Raw genomic sequence first — 15,770 nt, forward strand, 5'->3', positions numbered from 1 at the left:
GGTGCCTATCAGAAGATCTGGCCGATCTGGAACTGGAATTTCTGCGTGTCGTCACCCGTCTTCTTGACGAGCGGGAAGCCCAGGCTGAACTTCATCGGACCAATCGGCGATGCCCAGCTCATGGCGAAACCATAGGCCACGCGCAAATCGGTCAGGCGGAGTTTCTCGCCCGGTCCCCAGACATTCCCGGCGTCAAGGAAGGTGCTCAGGCGCAGGCTGCGATCCTTCTCCTTGAGACCTGGCATCGGGAACAGCAACTCAGCACCGCCGGTAATTTGACGCGTGCCCCCCAGCGATTCGCTGGTGCGGTTGCCCGAGGAGTCGGTGTCATGCGGGCCCAGTGAGGAGTCGCGGAAGCCGCGCACCGAACCGATGCCACCCGCATAGTAGCTCTTGTAGAACGGCAGCGACTTGCCGCCGTAACCCGCCGCCCAGCCAAATTCATTGGACAGCATCAGCGTAACGTTCTGTGTCACCGGCGTGAAATACTGACTGGAGTAGCCGATCCGTGCGTAGCGCAAATCCGCCGGCGGCAAGGCCAGTTCGGAATACACGTGCTGGTAGGTGCCCGCCGTCGGATACACCACGCTGTCACGCTTGTCGCGCGCCCAGCCCACCGAGCTCAGCAAGGTCGTCGCCGACTTGCCGTTCTGGTTCACGAAGTCCTTGTACTTGTTGGGGCTGTTGTCGAAGATATTGACGTCGGTCTTGTCCAGCGAAGCGCCAAAGCTAATGCTGTCATCTTCAGTCACCGGCACGCCGAAGCTCACGCCCGCACCAAACGAACGCGTGGCGTAGCGGCCAATCGTCGTCTCACCCGTGTCGACCTTGCGTTGATAGACGTTGAAACTGCGACTGACACCGTCCTGAGTCCAGTAGGGATTGGTGTAGGCGAGATTCAGCGACTGATTGACGCGGCCGGTACTGCCCTGGAAGCTCAACGAATTGCCCGTACCGAACAGATTGTTCTGCGACACGCCGGCGCTGAGCACCATCTTTTCGGTCTGCGAATAGCCCACGCCCAGCGACAGGTTACCGGTGCTACGCTCCTTGACCTTGAGGTTCAGATCGACCTGGTCATTGGTGCCCGGCACCGGCTCGTTATCGACCGTCACTTCTTCGAAAAAGCCCGTACGCTCGACACGCACCTTGGAACGCTCGACACGCTCGCGGTCGTACCAGGCACTTTCCATCTGGCGCACTTCGCGGCGGATCACCTCGTCATTGCTCTTGTTGTTGCCGACGATGTTGATGCGGCGAACATACGCACGGCGGCCCGGGTCGATGAAGTAGGTCACGTTGGCCGTACGCTTGTCCTTGTCCAGCTCAGGCAGCGGATTGACGTTGGCAAAGGCGTAGCCGTCATTGCCCAGACGATCACCCAGCTTGCGCGCCACTTCGTTGAGGCGGTCACGCGAGAAGATCTCGCCGGACTTGATGGTCAGGTACTTGCTCAGTTCGGTTTCCGGCACCAGGAACTCACCGGCCAGCTTGACCGAGGAAATCGTGTACGGCTGCCCTTCGCTGATCGCAACTGTGATGTACACATCGCGCTTGTCGGGGGTGATCGACACCTGCGAGGAGTCGATATTGAAATCGGCATAGCCGTGGTTGAGGTACCAGGAACGGATCTCTTCCAGATCGCCCTGCAGCTTCTGCTTCGAGTAACGATCGTTCTTGGTCCACCACGAGAACATGCCGGTGGTGGTCAGTGTCATCAGACCGAGCAGCTTGCTCTCGGGGTAGGCCGAGGCGCCGATGATGCGGATCTGCTTGATGGTTGCGATCTCGCCTTCGGTGATCTCGATATTGATCGCCACGCGATTGCGCTCCAGCGGCGAGGCCGTGGTGCGCACATTGAGGTTGTAGTAGCTCTTGGTCAGATAGAGCTGCTTGATTTCCTGCTCGACACGGTCGAGCACGGAACGGTCAAAGGTCTGCGACTCCGAGATACCCGCTTCCTTCAAGCCTTTGAGCAGCACATCGTTGGTGAATTCCTTGTTGCCGGTCACGCTGATCTTGGCAATGGCCGGGCGCTCTTCAACAACGATGATCAGCACCTTGTCGTCGGACTCGATGCGCACATCCTTGAAAAACCCGGTGGCATACAAGGCCTTGAGGGCCTGGCTGATGCGCTGATCGTCGACCGTATCGCCGATGCGGATAGGCAGATAGTTGAACACCGTCCCGGCCTCAACACGCTGCACACCCTCCACCCGGATATCCTTCACCACGAACGGTGAAACGGCGAAAGCAATAGGAGAAAACAGGGCAGCAACAACTGCCGAGAGAATTGTTTTGGTCATCAGCCCAGGCCGGAAAACTGTCGATTGATATCGTTGAAAAAAGCCAGCAGCATCAGGCCGGCGAGCAACACCAGCCCGAAGCGTTGTCCGAGCTCCATGAGGTGCTCCGACAGCGGCTTGCCGCGTATGATTTCAGCCACATAATACAGCAAGTGCCCACCATCCAGCAGCGGCACCGGCAGCAGGTTGAGCACGCCCAGACTGATACTGATCAGGGCGATAAAGCTCACATAGGGTTCGATGCCCGCCTGGGCACTCTGCCCTGCGTAACTGGCGATGGTCAGGGGGCCGCTGACATTGCGCAGCGAGACTTCACCGCGCACCATGCGCCACATCACCTTCAGGCTGAACACCGTCGTATTCCAGGTTGAATCCAGTGCATGCGACATCGCCGCCAGTGGCCCATAGCTGACGGCTTCGATGAAGCTATCCGCCGCCCCCGGCTGCGGCTGCACAGCCACGCCAATGCGCCCACGCAGCGGCTTGCTGTCTTTCTGTGCCGCCACCTGCACGCCAATCTGCATCTCTGCACTGCCACGCTGTACGCGCAAGCTCACCGACTGGCCAGGAAGCGCTGCAATACGCTCAGCGAAGTCCTGGAAGTAAGTCACCGGCTGCGCGTCAATCGCCAAGATTCGATCCCCTGCCTGCAAGCCTGCCGCGGCGGCAGGGCTGCCTTCAAGTACCTTGCCGATCACCGCAGGAATCGGCGGCACGGGCAGCGACAAACCAGCCTGCTGCATCGGATCGGGCTGACGGTCATCGATGCTCACCCCAGCCAACGACAGACTACGCCGTGCATGCGTGCCATCCTCCTTGCGAACGTCCAGTTGCAGGCTGCGGCCGTCGAGCGCCGCGTCCATCACCGCCCAGCGCAGATCGCTCCAGGACTTGACGACATCGCCATTGACCGCCGTGACACGATCCCCTGCCTGCAAACCTGCCCGAGCCGCCGGAGAGTCCTGGCTGACCGGACCGATCACCGAAACCAGCTCATGATGCCCGGCCATGAACAGCACCCAGTACACCGCAATGGCCAGCAGGAAATTGGCCAGCGGCCCGGCGATCACGATGAGGATGCGCTGCCAGACATTCTTGCGATTGAAAGCGCGCGCCAGCTCGCTCGGCGCAATGCTTTCCTCGGCCTCGCGCTCATCGAGCATCTTGACGTAGCCCCCCAGCGGAAAGGCACAGATCGCCCACTCTGTTGCATCAGCGCCGGCACGGCGCGACCACAGCACACGGCCGAAACCAAAGGAGAAACGCAGTACCTTGACGTCACACGCACGCGCCGCCAGATAGTGGCCAAGCTCATGCACGACCACCAGAACGCCCAGCGCGAAGAAGAATGCTACGAGGTACTGGAGGATTTGCATGGTGCTCAGGATTCCAGTGAATGTGCGATCTGACGCGCCTCAAGACGAGCGCGCGCATCCGTCTCGATGACGGCCTCCAGCTCGGACAAGTGCTCGACGCGATGGTTCGCGAGCACTCGCTCCACCAGCTGGGCGATCTGATCAAAGCGCAGCCGTTCAGCCAGAAAAGCTTCAACAGCGATCTCGTTGGCGGCGTTGAGCACCGTGGCGGCACTGCCGCCCGCACGCAGCGCTTCGTAAGCCAGACGCAGGCAAGGGAAGCGCTGCAGGTCCGGCGCCTCGAAGCTGAGCTTGCCGATACGCGTCAGGTCCAGACTGGCAACACCCGAATCGATACGCGCCGGATACGCCAGCGCATGAGCGATGGGCGTGCGCATGTCGGGGTTGCCCAGTTGCGCGAGCATCGAGCCATCATCGTAATCGACCATCGAGTGGATCACGCTCTCGGGGTGGATCAGCACATCAATGCGCGAAGCATCCAGACCAAACAGCCAGCTCGCCTCGATGACTTCCAGGCCCTTGTTCATCATGCTCGCCGAGTCGACCGAAATCTTGCGCCCCATCACCCAGTTCGGGTGCGCGCAGGCCTGCTGCGGGGTCATCGCCGCCAGCGCTTCCGGCGGCGTCTGACGGAAGGGCCCGCCCGAAGCAGTCAGCACGATGCGGCGCACGCCGCAGTGGCGCAGGCCGTAGTCAAAACCACGCGGCAGGGACTGGAAGATCGCATTGTGTTCGCTGTCGATCGGCAGCAGCGTGGCACCGGCGGCACGCACGGTGTCGATGAACACTTCGCCGGCCATCACCAGCGCTTCCTTATTGGCCAGCAGGACGCGCTTGCCGGCACGCGCAGCGGCCAGCGACGAGGACAGCCCGGCAGCGCCGACAATCGCCGCCATCACAGTCGTCACTTCCGGCGCAGCCGCCACCTGATCCAGCGCGGCGGCACCGTGCAAGACTTCGGTGACCGACTGCGGGCCCAGCAAGGCGCGCAGCTGCGCCGCTTCGGCCGCCGCACCGAGCACCGCAAAGCGCGGCGTGAAACGGCGGCACTGCTCCGCCAGACGCTCGACCTGGGCGTGACCGCTGAGCGCAAACACCTCGAACTGCTCGGGGTGACGCGCCACCACATCCAGCGTACTGACGCCGATGGAGCCTGTTGCGCCGAGAATCGTCAGTACCTGTTTCTGCATTGCACTCATCGGGTTCAGGAAAAAATCAGCCACAGCAAGGCGGCCAGCGGCAGGGTCGAGAGCAAGCTGTCGATCCGGTCCAGCACCCCACCGTGCCCAGGCAGCAAGGTGCCGCTGTCCTTGAGCTGGGCCTGACGCTTGAGCAAGGACTCGAACAGGTCGCCCTCAATGCTCAGACCTGTATAGATCACGGCAATCACCAGCACGGCGAACAGGTTCAACCAGTTTGCCACCGCTGGCACACAAAGATGCAGTAAAAGCGCGTAAATCAGCACCGCCACGAGTGCGCCAAGCGCGCCTTCGCGGGTTTTGCCCGGGCTGATATTGGGCGCCAGCTTGGTACGCCCCCAGGCGCGGCCAACGAAATAGGCGGCGATATCGGCGATCCACACCGGCGCCATGAAGGCCAGCAAACGCAGGGGCGCACCGCGACGCAATTCGATCAGCGCCAGCGCGGTGGGCACCAGAGCCACCAGACCGAACATGAAGCGTGCGTAAAAGCCATCCAGACGCAACTGGTAGCGCAGGAACACCGGCACCGAGAAGCACCACATCGCCAGGGCGCAGACATAAGCTGCGCCGCCGAGCAGCTGGGTCTCAAAGCCGGCGGGCGTGAAACCGAATGCCACCACCGGCACCACGGCAGCCACGCCAAAGATATGGCGCTCAATCAGCTTGGCCTTGACCAGCCGCGCCCACTCACCACTGGCCAACCACACGATGAAGGCAACAAAACAGCCCCACCACTGATCCGGCAGGCCAAACAAAGCGCCCGCGAACAACAGCCCAATGGCCAGCGCGGTGAGGACACGGGTCTTAAGCATGACTGGTATTACCTTCGGGAACGGTCTTCAATTGTTCGCTGGTCCGGCCATAGCGACGCTCGCGCTTCTGAAAGGACAGGATGGCTTCATCGAACGCGGCCTCGTCAAAATCCGGCCACAAACGATCAGTAAAGAAAAATTCGGTGTACGCGAGTTGCCAAAGCAGGAAGTTGGAAACACGCTGCTCGCCGCCGGTGCGGATGAACAGATCCGGCTCGGGCGCATCGGCCAGGCTGAGGTAAGGCGCCAGATCGGCCTCCTCGTAGCCCTCACGCTTGTCGGGCTGGGCGGCGATCATGCGATTGACCGCATTGAGGATGTCCCAGCGGCCGCCGTAGTTGGCAGCAATCGACAGGGTCAGCGCCGTATTGGCCGCAGTCTTGGCCTCCACTTCCTGAATGGTGGCGATCAGTACCGGGTCGAAACGTGAAAGATCACCAATGATGCGCAAGCGGATGTTTTTGCGATGCATGCGCTCGGCTTCGTCACGAAGGGCCTTGAGAAAAAGACTCATCAGGAATGAGACTTCGTCAGCCGGACGGCGCCAGTTCTCGGAGCTGAAGGCAAACAGGGTGAGATGTTCGACGCCACGGTCGATGCAGCGGCGGACCACGGCGCGCACCGCATCCACGCCACGCTTATGGCCCGCTACACGCGGCAGGAAGCGCTTCTTGGCCCAACGCCCGTTACCGTCCATCACGATGGCGACATGACGGGGAATTGCGGCATCAGCCGGAATTGCCTGGGTAGAGCTGAAAAAACTCGACAAGGACATGAGCGGACTCCGCTGGATCGCCACTGGACTTCACTACGCAAACGGCATGCAGCGAAAACATGCACACATCAACAAACTGTGCAGCCCGCAGCGAACAAAGCGGGCTGCAGCACACGTCAGACCTGCAGCAGGTCCTGCTCCTTCTGGGCGAGCAGCTTGTCGACTTCAGCGATGTGCTTGTCAGTCAGTTTCTGGACTTCGTCCTGCGTGCGGCGCTCTTCGTCCTCGGAAATCTCCTTGGCCTTGACCGCATCCTTGAGCGTGGAATTGGCATCGCGACGCAGATTGCGGATCGCCACCTTGGCGTTCTCGCCTTCGGTCTTGACGATCTTGATCATGTCGCGGCGACGCTCTTCCGTCAGCGCGGGCATCGGCACGCGGATGATGTCGCCCATCGCAGCGGGATTGAGCCCCAGATCGGAATCGCGGATAGCCTTTTCAATCTTGGCCACCATGGTCTTTTCCCAAGGCTGGACGCTCAGCGTGCGCGCATCCATCAGGGTCACGTTCGCCACTTGCGGCACCGCCGTCGGCGAGCCGTAGTAGTCGACCATGACATGATCGAGAATGCCGGCATGGGCGCGACCCGTGCGGATCTTGCCCAGATCGTTCTTGAGTACCTCGATGGACTTCTGCATCTTGGCTTCGGTGTTCTTCTTGAGCTCGGAAATCATCTTCTTACCCCAAATATCCTGTCCGCTTGCGGCGCCCGATTGTGCGCCAAAGCCTCAAACATGCACCAGCGTGCCTTCGTCCTCACCCGCCACCACGCGTTGCAGCGCGCCGGACTTGAAGAGGCTGAACACCTTGATCGGCAACTTCTGGTCGCGACACAAGGCAAAGGCCGTAGCATCCATCACCTGCAGATTGCGTGCAATGGCCTCATCGAAGCTCAGGGTGGTGTAACGCGTCGCCGTCGGATCCTTCTTCGGGTCAGCAGTGTAGATCCCATCGACCTTGGTCGCCTTGAGCACGATCTGCGCACCGATTTCGCTGCCGCGCAACGCCGCAGCCGTATCGGTGGTGAAGAAGGGGTTGCCGGTCCCTGCCGCGAAGATGACGATGCGACCTTCTTCGAGGTAGCGGATCGCCTTGCCGCGGATATAGGGTTCGACCACCTGATCGACGCGCAGCGCCGATTGCACGCGCGCCACCACGCCAGCGTGACCGAAAGCATCGGCCAGCGCCATCGCATTCATGATCGTCGCAAGCATGCCCATGTAGTCGGCCGTTGCGCGGTCCATGCCCGACGCAGCGCCGGCCATACCACGGAAGATGTTGCCGCCACCAATGACGATGCCAACTTCCACACCGAGGGCTGCCACGGCCGCCACATCGGCCACGATGCCGGAAACGACGGACTGGTTGATGCCGTAGGCATCATCGCCCATCAGGGCTTCACCGGAGAGTTTGAGCAGAATGCGTTTGTAGGCGGCAGCCATCTTTTCCCCTGTAGAAATCGTCAGTCAGATTGTGTTCGGCCGGATCACGCCGCGCCGCAGCGCACATGATCCGGCAAGCACGCGCGCGGACTTTGCGTCCGCGCAAGCGTGTTCAGCGAGCTTGTGCCGCAGCAGCTGCTTGCGCTGCCACTTCCGCTGCAAAGTCGTTGACCTTCTTCTCGATGCCTTCGCCAACCAGGTAGAGCGTGAAGCCCGTCACCGAAGCAGACTTGGACTTGAGCAGCTGCTCGATGGTCAGCTTGTCATCCTTGACGAAGGGCTGGCTCAGCAGGGTGACTTCCTTGAGGAACTTCTGCACCGTGCCTTCAGCGATCTTTTCCAGCATGGCTTCCGGCTTGCCGGCTTCCTTGGCCTTTTCGATCGCCACGCGGCGCTCGGTGTCGATCAGCTCGGCCGGCACGCCCGACGCGTCAAGCGACTTGGGCTTGCTAGCGGCGATGTGCATGGCGATATCCTTGGCCAGGGCTTCGTCGCCACCGACCAGATCCAGCAGCACACCAACCTTGGCGCCACCGTGGATGTAGTGTGCAGCAGCCCCCTTGGCTTCCAGACGCTGGAAGCGGCGCACGCTGATGTTCTCGCCGATCTTGCCGACCAGGGCGGTACGCACGGTATCCACCGTCGAGTCTTGCAGCGGCAGTGCCGACAGCGCAGCCACGTCAGCCGGGTTTTGCGTCGCGACCAGTTCGGCCACCGACTTGCTGAACGCCAGGAAGTCGTCGTTCTTGGCGACGAAGTCGGTCTCACAGTTCACTTCAACGATGGCTGCCAGCTTGCCGTCAGCCGAGATGTAGGTAGCCACAATGCCTTCAGCGGTGACACGGCTGGCCGCCTTGCTGGCCTTGTTGCCGAGCTTGACGCGCAGGATTTCCTCGGCCTTGGCCAGATCGCCGTCAGCTTCGGTCAGTGCCTTCTTGCATTCCATCATCGGCGCGTCGGTCTTTGCGCGCAGTTCAGCCACCATGCTTGCGGTAATTGCCGCCATGCTTGCTCCTAGATTCTTGAATTACATTTCGCTGCCCGGTCGAGCAGCACCTTATACGAAACAGCCGGTTGCGCCGGGGATGAACCCCAACGCCTCCGGCTGCAATTTTCAGCGGCTGCGATTACGCTTGTGCAGCGGCGCCCTCTTCCACTTCGACAAACTCGTCAGAGGTTGCGGCGAGGATGTCTTGCACGATGCTGTTACGACCTTCCAGCACGGCATCGGCGACGCCTTGAGCGTACAGACGGATGGCGCGCGAGGAGTCGTCGTTACCCGGGATCACGTAATCCACACCTTCAGGCGTGTGATTGGTATCCACCACGGCGATGACCGGGATGCCCAGCTTCTTCGCTTCGGTGATGGCGATCTTGTGGTAGCCGACGTCGATCACGAAGATGGCGTCCGGCAGGCCGTTCATGTCCTTGATGCCGCCGATGGACTTTTGCAGCTTGTCCAGTTCGCGCTTGGCCATCAGGGCTTCTTTCTTGGAGAGGCGGTCTTGCGAGCCTTCCTCGAACATTTGTTCCATTTCCTTGAGGCGCTTGATCGAGCCTTTGACCGTCTTGAAGTTGGTCAGCATGCCGCCGAGCCAGCGCTCATCGACATACGGCAGGCCAGCGCGCTGCGCTTCTTCGGCAACGATTTCGCGCGCCTGGCGCTTGGTGCCGACCATCATCACGGTACCCTTGTTGGCCGACAGGCGCTTGATGAAGGCCATGGCTTCGTTGTACTTCTGGAGGGTCTTCTCCAGATTGACGATGTGAATCTTGTTGCGATGACCGAAGATATACGGGGCCATCTTGGGGTTCCAGAAGCGCGTTTGGTGACCGAAGTGGACACCGGCTTCCAGCATTTGACGCATGGTTACAGCCATTTTGATACTCCAGATTTACAGGGTTTGTCCTCCGCCCGCGGTTGCATGCTCCCAAAGCCATGCTCCTGCGCCCTGCCAGAACCTCTCTGCCAGAACGAACCCGATACCGCCGACGTGCGAATTTGTGCCCCACCTGCCAAGCAAAATCAGCTGGCGATACGACACAGCCCGCTATTGTAGCAGCGAAGCGGGCGTTGACTCAAGGTTGGCATTGCCGCCATCTGCTATCTAGGCTAGCCTTGAAACCTTTCGCTGAATTGACCTGTACCGCAGCATGAGTGTCGTCATCAAGACCCCGGAAGAAATCGAGAAGATGCGCGTGGCGGGCCGCCTGGCCTCCGAAGTGCTGGATTACATCACCCCCTATGTCGTGCCGGGCGTCACCACCGAAGAGCTCGACCGCCTCTGCCACAGCTACATGGTCGACGTGCAGGGCTGCATTCCGGCGCCGCTCAATTACTGCCCGCCCGGCTACACGCCCTACCCCAAGTCGATCTGCACCTCGATCAACCACCAGGTCTGCCACGGCATTCCCGGCCCCAAGGCGCTCAAAAAGGGCGACATCGTCAATCTGGACGTCACCGTCATCAAGGATGGCTTCCACGGCGACAGCAGCCGCATGTACATCGTCGGCGACGCCAGCATCCTCGCCAAGCGGCTGTGTCAGGTAACCTTTGAATGCATGTGGCTGGGCATCGCCCAGGTGCGGCCGGGCGCCACGCTGGGCGACATTGGCCATGTCATCCAGCGCCATGCAGAAGGGGCGGGATTCTCCGTCGTCCGCGAATTCTGCGGCCATGGCATCGGCCGTAAATTCCATGAAGAGCCACAGGTGGTGCACTACGGTCGCCCCGGCACCGGACTGACCCTGCGCGAAGGCATGATCTTCACCATCGAGCCGATGATCAACGCCGGCAAGGCAGCGATCTCCGAGCTGCCCGATGGCTGGACCATCGTCACCCGCGACCGCTCGCTTTCCGCCCAATGGGAGCACACCCTGGTGGTCACCGCCGAGGGCGCCGAGGTGCTCACGGTCTCCGCTGGCGCACCGGCGATGCCGGCCCTGGTCAGCGACGCCGGCATCCGCCTGGCCAGCTGAACACCATGAACGCGCCCGAAGTAATGCCCACGCGCAGCCAGATCGAGGCGCTGCGCAAGACCCTGAGCGAAGGCGGCCAACGGCTGCGCGAAGCCTACGAACACAATGCCCAGCCCGGTCAGCTGCTGCGCGGCCGCGCCAAGCTGGTCGATGGCGTGCTGGCCGAGCTGTGGCAGCGCTGCGCCCTGCCCGACACGCTGACCCTGGTGGCGGTCGGCGGCTATGGTCGCGGCGAGCTCTACCCTTGCTCCGACGTCGACATCCTGATCCTGCTGCCCGACGACGAGCCCGATGCGGCACTACGCAGCAAGATCGAGCGCTACATTGGCTTCCTCTGGGATCTGGGCCTGGACATCGGCCACAGCGTGCGCAGCGTCGCCGAGTGCATGAGTGAAGCGGCGCAGGATGTGACCATCCAGACCACACTGCTCGAATCGCGCAGCATCACCGGCAGCCTGCCGCTCTACCGCGAGTTCCTGCGCCAGCTCTACATCGAATTCAATCCCGAGTCCTTCTACCACGCCAAGTGCGCCGAGCAGGAACAGCGCTACAACCGCTTCAACCAGACGCCCTACGCGCTGGAGCCCAATTGCAAGGAGAGCCCGGGTGGGCTGCGCGACCTGCAGGTGATCATCTGGCTGAGCCTGTCGGCTGGCCTGGGCACGCGCTGGTCGAACCTGGTCAAGCACGATCTGATCACCGCCGAGGGCGCGCGCGAGCTGCGCAGCGCCGAACGCTTCATGCAGCATGTGCGGATCCGCCTGCACCACCTCGCCAAGCGCCGCGAAGACCGCCTGATCTTTGACCTGCAGGAAGCGCTGGCGCGCGCCTTCAAGCTCGAAGCGAGCAAGGCCAAGCGCGCCTCCGAAGTGATGATGCAGCGCTACTACCGCGTCGCCAAGAAGATCACCCAGCTCAATCTGCTGATCCTGCAGAATATCGGCACGCGCTACGCGCCGCTGGCGCTGACGGGCACGCGGCCGATCGACGAGAACTTCCAGGCCAGCGGCGAGCTGCTCGACATCGTCGATGAGAAAGTCTTCGAACGGAATCCCGGTGCGATCCTGCAAGCCTATCTGCTGATGCAGGAGCACTCCGAGCTCAAGGACATGAGCGCCCGCACGCTGCGCGCGCTGTGGCGCGGCCGCAAGCTGATCGATGCCAAGTTCCGCAAGGCCCCCGAGAATCACCGCAACTTCGTCGCCATCATCCAGCACAAGCGTGGCCAGACGCACGCCCTGCGGCGGATGAACCAGTTCGAGACCCTGGGCAGCTACATTCCCGCCTTTGGCCGCATCGTCGGCCAGATGCAGCACGACCTGTTCCACGTCTACACCGTCGATCAGCACATCCTGCAAGTGGTGCGTAATGTGCGCCGCTTCGCGCTTGAAGAACACGCCCACGAATACCCGCTGCTGACCCGTCTGATGGCCGAATTCGAGCGCCCCTGGGTGCTCTATCTGGCGGCGCTGTTCCACGACATCGCCAAGGGCCGTGGCGGCGACCACTCCAAGCTGGGCATGGCCGACGCGCAGCGCTTCTGCCGCGAACACGGCCTGGGCAAGGAAGATGTCGCCCTCGTGGTGTGGCTGGTCGAGCAGCACCTGACCATGTCGCAAGTGGCGCAGAAGCAGGATCTCACCGATCCCGACGTGATCCGCAACTTTGCGGCGCTGGCGCGCACCGAGCGGCGTCTGGTGGCGCTCTACCTGCTGACCCATGCCGACATCCGCGGCACCAGCCCGAAGGTGTGGAACGGCTGGAAAGGCAAGCTGCTCGAAGACCTTTTCATGGCCTCGCGCCAGCTGCTGCGCGGCGACACCCCGCAACAGGCACTGGGCCTCGACGAGCGCCAGCAACAGATTCGCGAACGGCTGCGCTTCTACGGCCTGATGCCGGAAGTCGAGAAAGCGCTGTGGGCCGACCTCGACACGGTCTACTTCCTGCGCCACGACATCGAGGAAGTCGCCTGGCACACGCGCATGCTCTATCACCGTCCGCACGGCGAAGAGCCGATCGTCAAGGCGCGCCCGAGCCCGGTCGAAAAAGGTCTGCAGGTGATGGTCTACACGCGCGACCAGAAAGATCTGTTCGTACGCCTGTGCGCCTTCTTCAGCCGCCTCGGCTACAGCATTCTCGACGCCAAGATCCACACCACCACCAAGGGCTACGCGCTGGACAGCTTCGTCGTGCTCGATCCGGGGCAGGACACCGATTATCGCGACGTCATCGGCCTCATCGAACACGAGCTCACCGAGCGCCTGCGTCATCAGGCGCCGATTGATGCGCCGACGCCCGGACGCGTGTCGCGCCAGCTCAAGCACTTCCCGCTGACGCCCTCGGTCAGCCTGCAGCCGGACGAGCGCGGCCAGCGCTTCATCCTGTCGATTGTCGCCGCTGACCGCCCCGGCCTGCTGTACACGATTGCGCGCACCCTGGCCGAGCATGGCGTCGAAGTGCATACAGCAAAAATCGTGACCCTCGGCGAGCGCGTCGAAGACACCTTCCTGGTCGCCTGCAGCGCGCTGGAGAACAGCGGCAAGACGGTGCAGCTCGAATCCGAGCTGATGGAGCGCCTGCGCGTCTGAATCAAGCGCAGGCCGAGGCCGCCTCAGGCCATATTCAGCGCCGCCAGGGTGTTGCGCCGGGTCGCCTCGATCAGCTCCTGCTCATCGATGCCGCGCAACTCGGCGAGCACGCTGGCGAAGCGGCGCAGTTCAGCGGGCTCGTTGCGGCCACGCGGCAACCAGGCCGGCGGAATATCCGGCGCATCGGTTTCCAGAACCAGGGCATCGAGCGGCAAGCTGGCCGCCAGTTCGCGGATGCGCAGCGAACCGCTGTAAGTCATCGCCCCACCAAAACCCAGCTTGAAACCCAGATCGATGAAGGCCTGCGCCTGCTGGCGGCTGCCGTTGAAAGCGTGGGCGATGCCGCCACGCGGACGCTGACGGCGCAGGTATTTGAGAATGCGGTCTTGCGCGCGGCGCACATGCAGGATCACCGGCAGCTCGAATTGCCGCGCCAGCTTGAGCTGCGCGTCAAAAAACCATTCCTGCCGCGGCACATCGGCCCCCGCGACGAAACCATCGAGACCAATCTCGCCGACCGCGCAGGCCCCACCTGCGGCCAGCGCCTGCTGCAAGTGCTGCAGATCTTCCGGCTGCGCGGCATCGACATACAGCGGATGAATGCCCAGCGCAAAGACGCTGCCCGGCAAGCTGGCGGCCATCTCGCGCACCACGCTGAAATTGCTGGCGGCGACCGCCGGCAGCACGAAGCGCGTAACGCCTGCTGCGTAAGCGCGCTGCACGACCGCATCGCGATCCGCCGCGAATTCAGCGGCATCCAGATGCAGGTGCGAGTCGATCAGCCCGGTCGACATCCACGCCCGGCATCGCCGGCCATCCATGCCGCACTATCGCCGGCCAGACGCTCCACCGCGCTGCGCAGTGCCAGCGCACCGTTGCCGGGACTGGTCTCGGCAAGCGGCACACTGATGTCGAAACTGCGCTGCGCCTGCAGGAGCGTGTTGTCGCGATACAGGCTGGCATCTGCGGAGAGCAGTGCGCGCGCCTTGCCAGCCGCGTCGATATCGATGATGAATTCGGCCAGGCTCAATTGCAGGCGGCAACGCGCCGTGCCTTCGAGACCGAATTTGCGCACCAGCGCGGCTTCGACCATGCTCGCCGGCGTCGCCGCCCAGCGGTTGTAGGCATAGCTGGCACGGCGCGTCGGCTGTGCGGCTTCACGATAAAGCATGGCCACGCCCGCCACCGTCGGCTGCGCCTGAACATGGATGGCGCGCAGCGGCACTGCGCTTTTCAGATCTGCCGGAAAGGGGCCGCCCAGATCGTGCTGGGTGACCGACGGCGCAGCGCCGGGCAAGGCGCAGGCGCCCAGCACGCACAGGCTGAGCAGGAGGAGAAGTCTGTTCATTTCGAATCCTTCGGCGCCACTTCGCCCGGCCCCGGACGCGCCGCTTCGCGGCCCAGCAGCAAGCTCTGCGGCGCACGCTGCAAATCATCCAGCAAGACATTGAGCTGGGCCGAGCTGCCCTGCAATTGTTCGGTGAGCGCATTGACGCGCGGCAGGGTCTCGCCCAGCAAACCTGCTTGCAGATCCGCCCCCAGGCGGTCGATGCGGCCGCCGGCAGCGTCGATCTTGCCGACCGCACGGTTCCAGTTGTCGATGGTCGGTGGCAGCTGCTTGCTGACCGCCGCCATGTCGCTCATCGCACGGCGCATCTGCTCTGCGGCCTCGGGCGAAGCAAAACGGCGCAGATCACTGATCAAGGCCGGGGTTTGCGCCAGGGTCTTTTCCAGATGCGTGGTGCTGGCGGCCAGATTCTGCAAGACCTGGTTGATGCGCTCGACGTTCTCGGCACTGGCCAGTTGCGCGAATTTCTGCGAGGCGTCGTCCACCCGCCCGGCGATCTTGCGGCCGGTATCGCTGACCTGCTCCATCAGCCCCGGCCGCAGGGCGATGCGGATCGGCTCCTCGCCCTTGGGCAGCAGCGGGCGCTTGTCGGTGCCGGTGTCGTCGAGCGCGATGAAGGCATTGCCGGTCAGGCCCTGATAGCCCAGCGTCGCGTAGGTGCTGTGGGTGATCGGCACATCGCTGCGCACACGTACCTCGACCACCACCTTGTAGGGGTCCTCGTCATCCAGATCGATGGCCATCACGCGCCCCACGCGCACACCACGGAAACGCACCGCCGCCTGATTGGTCAGGCCGGTCACACCATTACGCGTTTCCAGCTGATAAATGCGGAACTCTTCGCCGCCGCCACCAAACCACCACAGCACAGACAGAATGCCGCCGACAAGCAGTACCGCAAAGAAACCGACCGCCAGCGCATGGGCACGATTTTCCATCAGT

General features: G+C 62.5%; 14 protein-coding genes. 2 read left to right on the top strand and 12 right to left on the bottom strand.

Translation table 11 applies throughout. The features are described 5' to 3' along the window. Positions 1 to 8 precede the first annotated feature (8 nt). The 9 genes from bamA to rpsB form a co-directional block, all read right to left on the bottom strand. Positions 9 to 2,306 (bottom strand): outer membrane protein assembly factor BamA, encoded by a 2,298-nt coding sequence (bamA, locus tag ABDB84_RS04930; protein WP_345918578.1) that lies wholly within the window; start codon positions 2,304 to 2,306, stop codon positions 9 to 11. Then, positions 2,306 to 3,682, bottom strand: coding sequence for an RIP metalloprotease RseP (gene rseP, locus ABDB84_RS04935; RefSeq protein WP_345918579.1), 1,377 nt, complete (start codon positions 3,680 to 3,682; stop codon positions 2,306 to 2,308). The genes bamA and rseP overlap by 1 nt, the downstream gene beginning before the upstream one ends. A 5-nt stretch (positions 3,683 to 3,687) precedes the next feature. Further along, positions 3,688 to 4,881, bottom strand: coding sequence for a 1-deoxy-D-xylulose-5-phosphate reductoisomerase (gene ispC / locus ABDB84_RS04940; RefSeq protein WP_428715070.1), 1,194 nt, complete (start codon positions 4,879 to 4,881; stop codon positions 3,688 to 3,690). Between the two features lie 5 nt (positions 4,882 to 4,886). Continuing rightward, a complete protein-coding gene (locus ABDB84_RS04945; RefSeq protein WP_345918581.1) occupies positions 4,887 to 5,696 on the bottom strand; it encodes a phosphatidate cytidylyltransferase in 810 nt (269 codons plus the stop codon). After that, positions 5,689 to 6,471, bottom strand: a complete 783-nt coding sequence (gene uppS, locus ABDB84_RS04950; RefSeq protein WP_345918582.1) for a polyprenyl diphosphate synthase — start codon at positions 6,469 to 6,471, stop codon at positions 5,689 to 5,691. The genes ABDB84_RS04945 and uppS overlap by 8 nt, the downstream gene beginning before the upstream one ends. A gap of 116 nt (positions 6,472 to 6,587) precedes the next feature. Next, entirely contained in the window at positions 6,588 to 7,145 is a 558-nt protein-coding gene (gene frr, locus ABDB84_RS04955) for a ribosome recycling factor (protein ID WP_345918583.1), read from the bottom strand. Between the two features lie 54 nt (positions 7,146 to 7,199). Further along, positions 7,200 to 7,913, bottom strand: coding sequence for a UMP kinase (gene pyrH, locus ABDB84_RS04960; RefSeq protein ID WP_345918584.1), 714 nt, complete (start codon positions 7,911 to 7,913; stop codon positions 7,200 to 7,202). Between the two features lie 112 nt (positions 7,914 to 8,025). Next, complete coding sequence (tsf, locus tag ABDB84_RS04965; RefSeq protein WP_345918585.1) at positions 8,026 to 8,919, bottom strand: translation elongation factor Ts; 894 nt, start codon at positions 8,917 to 8,919, stop codon at positions 8,026 to 8,028. Between the two features lie 121 nt (positions 8,920 to 9,040). After that, entirely contained in the window at positions 9,041 to 9,793 is a 753-nt protein-coding gene (rpsB, locus tag ABDB84_RS04970) for a 30S ribosomal protein S2 (protein ID WP_345918586.1), read from the bottom strand. Between the two features lie 274 nt (positions 9,794 to 10,067). Between rpsB and map the strand changes: the two genes are divergently transcribed. Both map and ABDB84_RS04980 read left to right on the top strand, forming a co-directional pair. Then, positions 10,068 to 10,892: a type I methionyl aminopeptidase gene (gene map, locus ABDB84_RS04975; RefSeq protein ID WP_345918587.1), complete on the top strand. Its 825-nt coding sequence runs from the start codon at positions 10,068 to 10,070 to the stop codon at positions 10,890 to 10,892. 5 nt (positions 10,893 to 10,897) lie between these two features. Continuing rightward, complete coding sequence (locus tag ABDB84_RS04980) at positions 10,898 to 13,480, top strand: [protein-PII] uridylyltransferase (protein WP_345918588.1); 2,583 nt, start codon at positions 10,898 to 10,900, stop codon at positions 13,478 to 13,480. Between the two features lie 23 nt (positions 13,481 to 13,503). On the opposite strand, the gene ABDB84_RS04985 is transcribed toward ABDB84_RS04980, so the two are convergent. The 3 genes from ABDB84_RS04985 to ABDB84_RS04995 are packed head-to-tail and all read right to left on the bottom strand — an operon-like array spanning position 13,504 to position 15,766. Beyond that, positions 13,504 to 14,274 carry a TatD family hydrolase gene (locus ABDB84_RS04985; RefSeq protein ID WP_345918589.1) on the bottom strand — a complete coding sequence of 257 codons (771 nt, stop codon included), beginning with the start codon at positions 14,272 to 14,274 and terminating at the stop codon, positions 13,504 to 13,506. Further along, positions 14,259 to 14,828: an ABC-type transport auxiliary lipoprotein family protein gene (locus tag ABDB84_RS04990; protein WP_345918590.1), complete on the bottom strand. Its 570-nt coding sequence runs from the start codon at positions 14,826 to 14,828 to the stop codon at positions 14,259 to 14,261. Before ABDB84_RS04990 ends, ABDB84_RS04985 begins: the two co-directional genes overlap by 16 nt. Continuing rightward, entirely contained in the window at positions 14,825 to 15,766 is a 942-nt protein-coding gene (locus ABDB84_RS04995; RefSeq protein ID WP_345918591.1) for an MlaD family protein, read from the bottom strand. The genes ABDB84_RS04990 and ABDB84_RS04995 overlap by 4 nt, the downstream gene beginning before the upstream one ends. Between the last annotated feature and the right edge of the window lie 4 nt (positions 15,767 to 15,770).

Origin of the sequence: Uliginosibacterium sediminicola (assembly GCF_039631295.1) — a bacterium.
GTDB lineage: Bacteria > Pseudomonadota > Gammaproteobacteria > Burkholderiales > Rhodocyclaceae > Viridibacterium > Viridibacterium sediminicola.

What these genes read in the sequence shown, in the direction of transcription:
- bamA (WP_345918578.1), bottom strand. Translation starts at nt 2,306, where the DNA reads ATGACCAAAACAATTCTCTCGGCAGTTGTTGCTGCCCTGTTTTCTCCT.
- rseP (WP_345918579.1), bottom strand. Translation starts at nt 3,682, where the DNA reads ATGCAAATCCTCCAGTACCTCGTAGCATTCTTCTTCGCGCTGGGCGTT.
- ispC (WP_428715070.1), bottom strand. Translation starts at nt 4,881, where the DNA reads ATGAGTGCAATGCAGAAACAGGTACTGACGATTCTCGGCGCAACAGGC.
- ABDB84_RS04945 (WP_345918581.1), bottom strand. Translation starts at nt 5,696, where the DNA reads ATGCTTAAGACCCGTGTCCTCACCGCGCTGGCCATTGGGCTGTTGTTC.
- uppS (WP_345918582.1), bottom strand. Translation starts at nt 6,471, where the DNA reads ATGTCCTTGTCGAGTTTTTTCAGCTCTACCCAGGCAATTCCGGCTGAT.
- frr (WP_345918583.1), bottom strand. Translation starts at nt 7,145, where the DNA reads ATGATTTCCGAGCTCAAGAAGAACACCGAAGCCAAGATGCAGAAGTCC.
- pyrH (WP_345918584.1), bottom strand. Translation starts at nt 7,913, where the DNA reads ATGGCTGCCGCCTACAAACGCATTCTGCTCAAACTCTCCGGTGAAGCC.
- tsf (WP_345918585.1), bottom strand. Translation starts at nt 8,919, where the DNA reads ATGGCGGCAATTACCGCAAGCATGGTGGCTGAACTGCGCGCAAAGACC.
- rpsB (WP_345918586.1), bottom strand. Translation starts at nt 9,793, where the DNA reads ATGGCTGTAACCATGCGTCAAATGCTGGAAGCCGGTGTCCACTTCGGT.
- map (WP_345918587.1), top strand. Translation starts at nt 10,068, where the DNA reads ATGAGTGTCGTCATCAAGACCCCGGAAGAAATCGAGAAGATGCGCGTG.
- ABDB84_RS04980 (WP_345918588.1), top strand. Translation starts at nt 10,898, where the DNA reads ATGAACGCGCCCGAAGTAATGCCCACGCGCAGCCAGATCGAGGCGCTG.
- ABDB84_RS04985 (WP_345918589.1), bottom strand. Translation starts at nt 14,274, where the DNA reads ATGTCGACCGGGCTGATCGACTCGCACCTGCATCTGGATGCCGCTGAA.
- ABDB84_RS04990 (WP_345918590.1), bottom strand. Translation starts at nt 14,828, where the DNA reads ATGAACAGACTTCTCCTCCTGCTCAGCCTGTGCGTGCTGGGCGCCTGC.
- ABDB84_RS04995 (WP_345918591.1), bottom strand. Translation starts at nt 15,766, where the DNA reads ATGGAAAATCGTGCCCATGCGCTGGCGGTCGGTTTCTTTGCGGTACTG.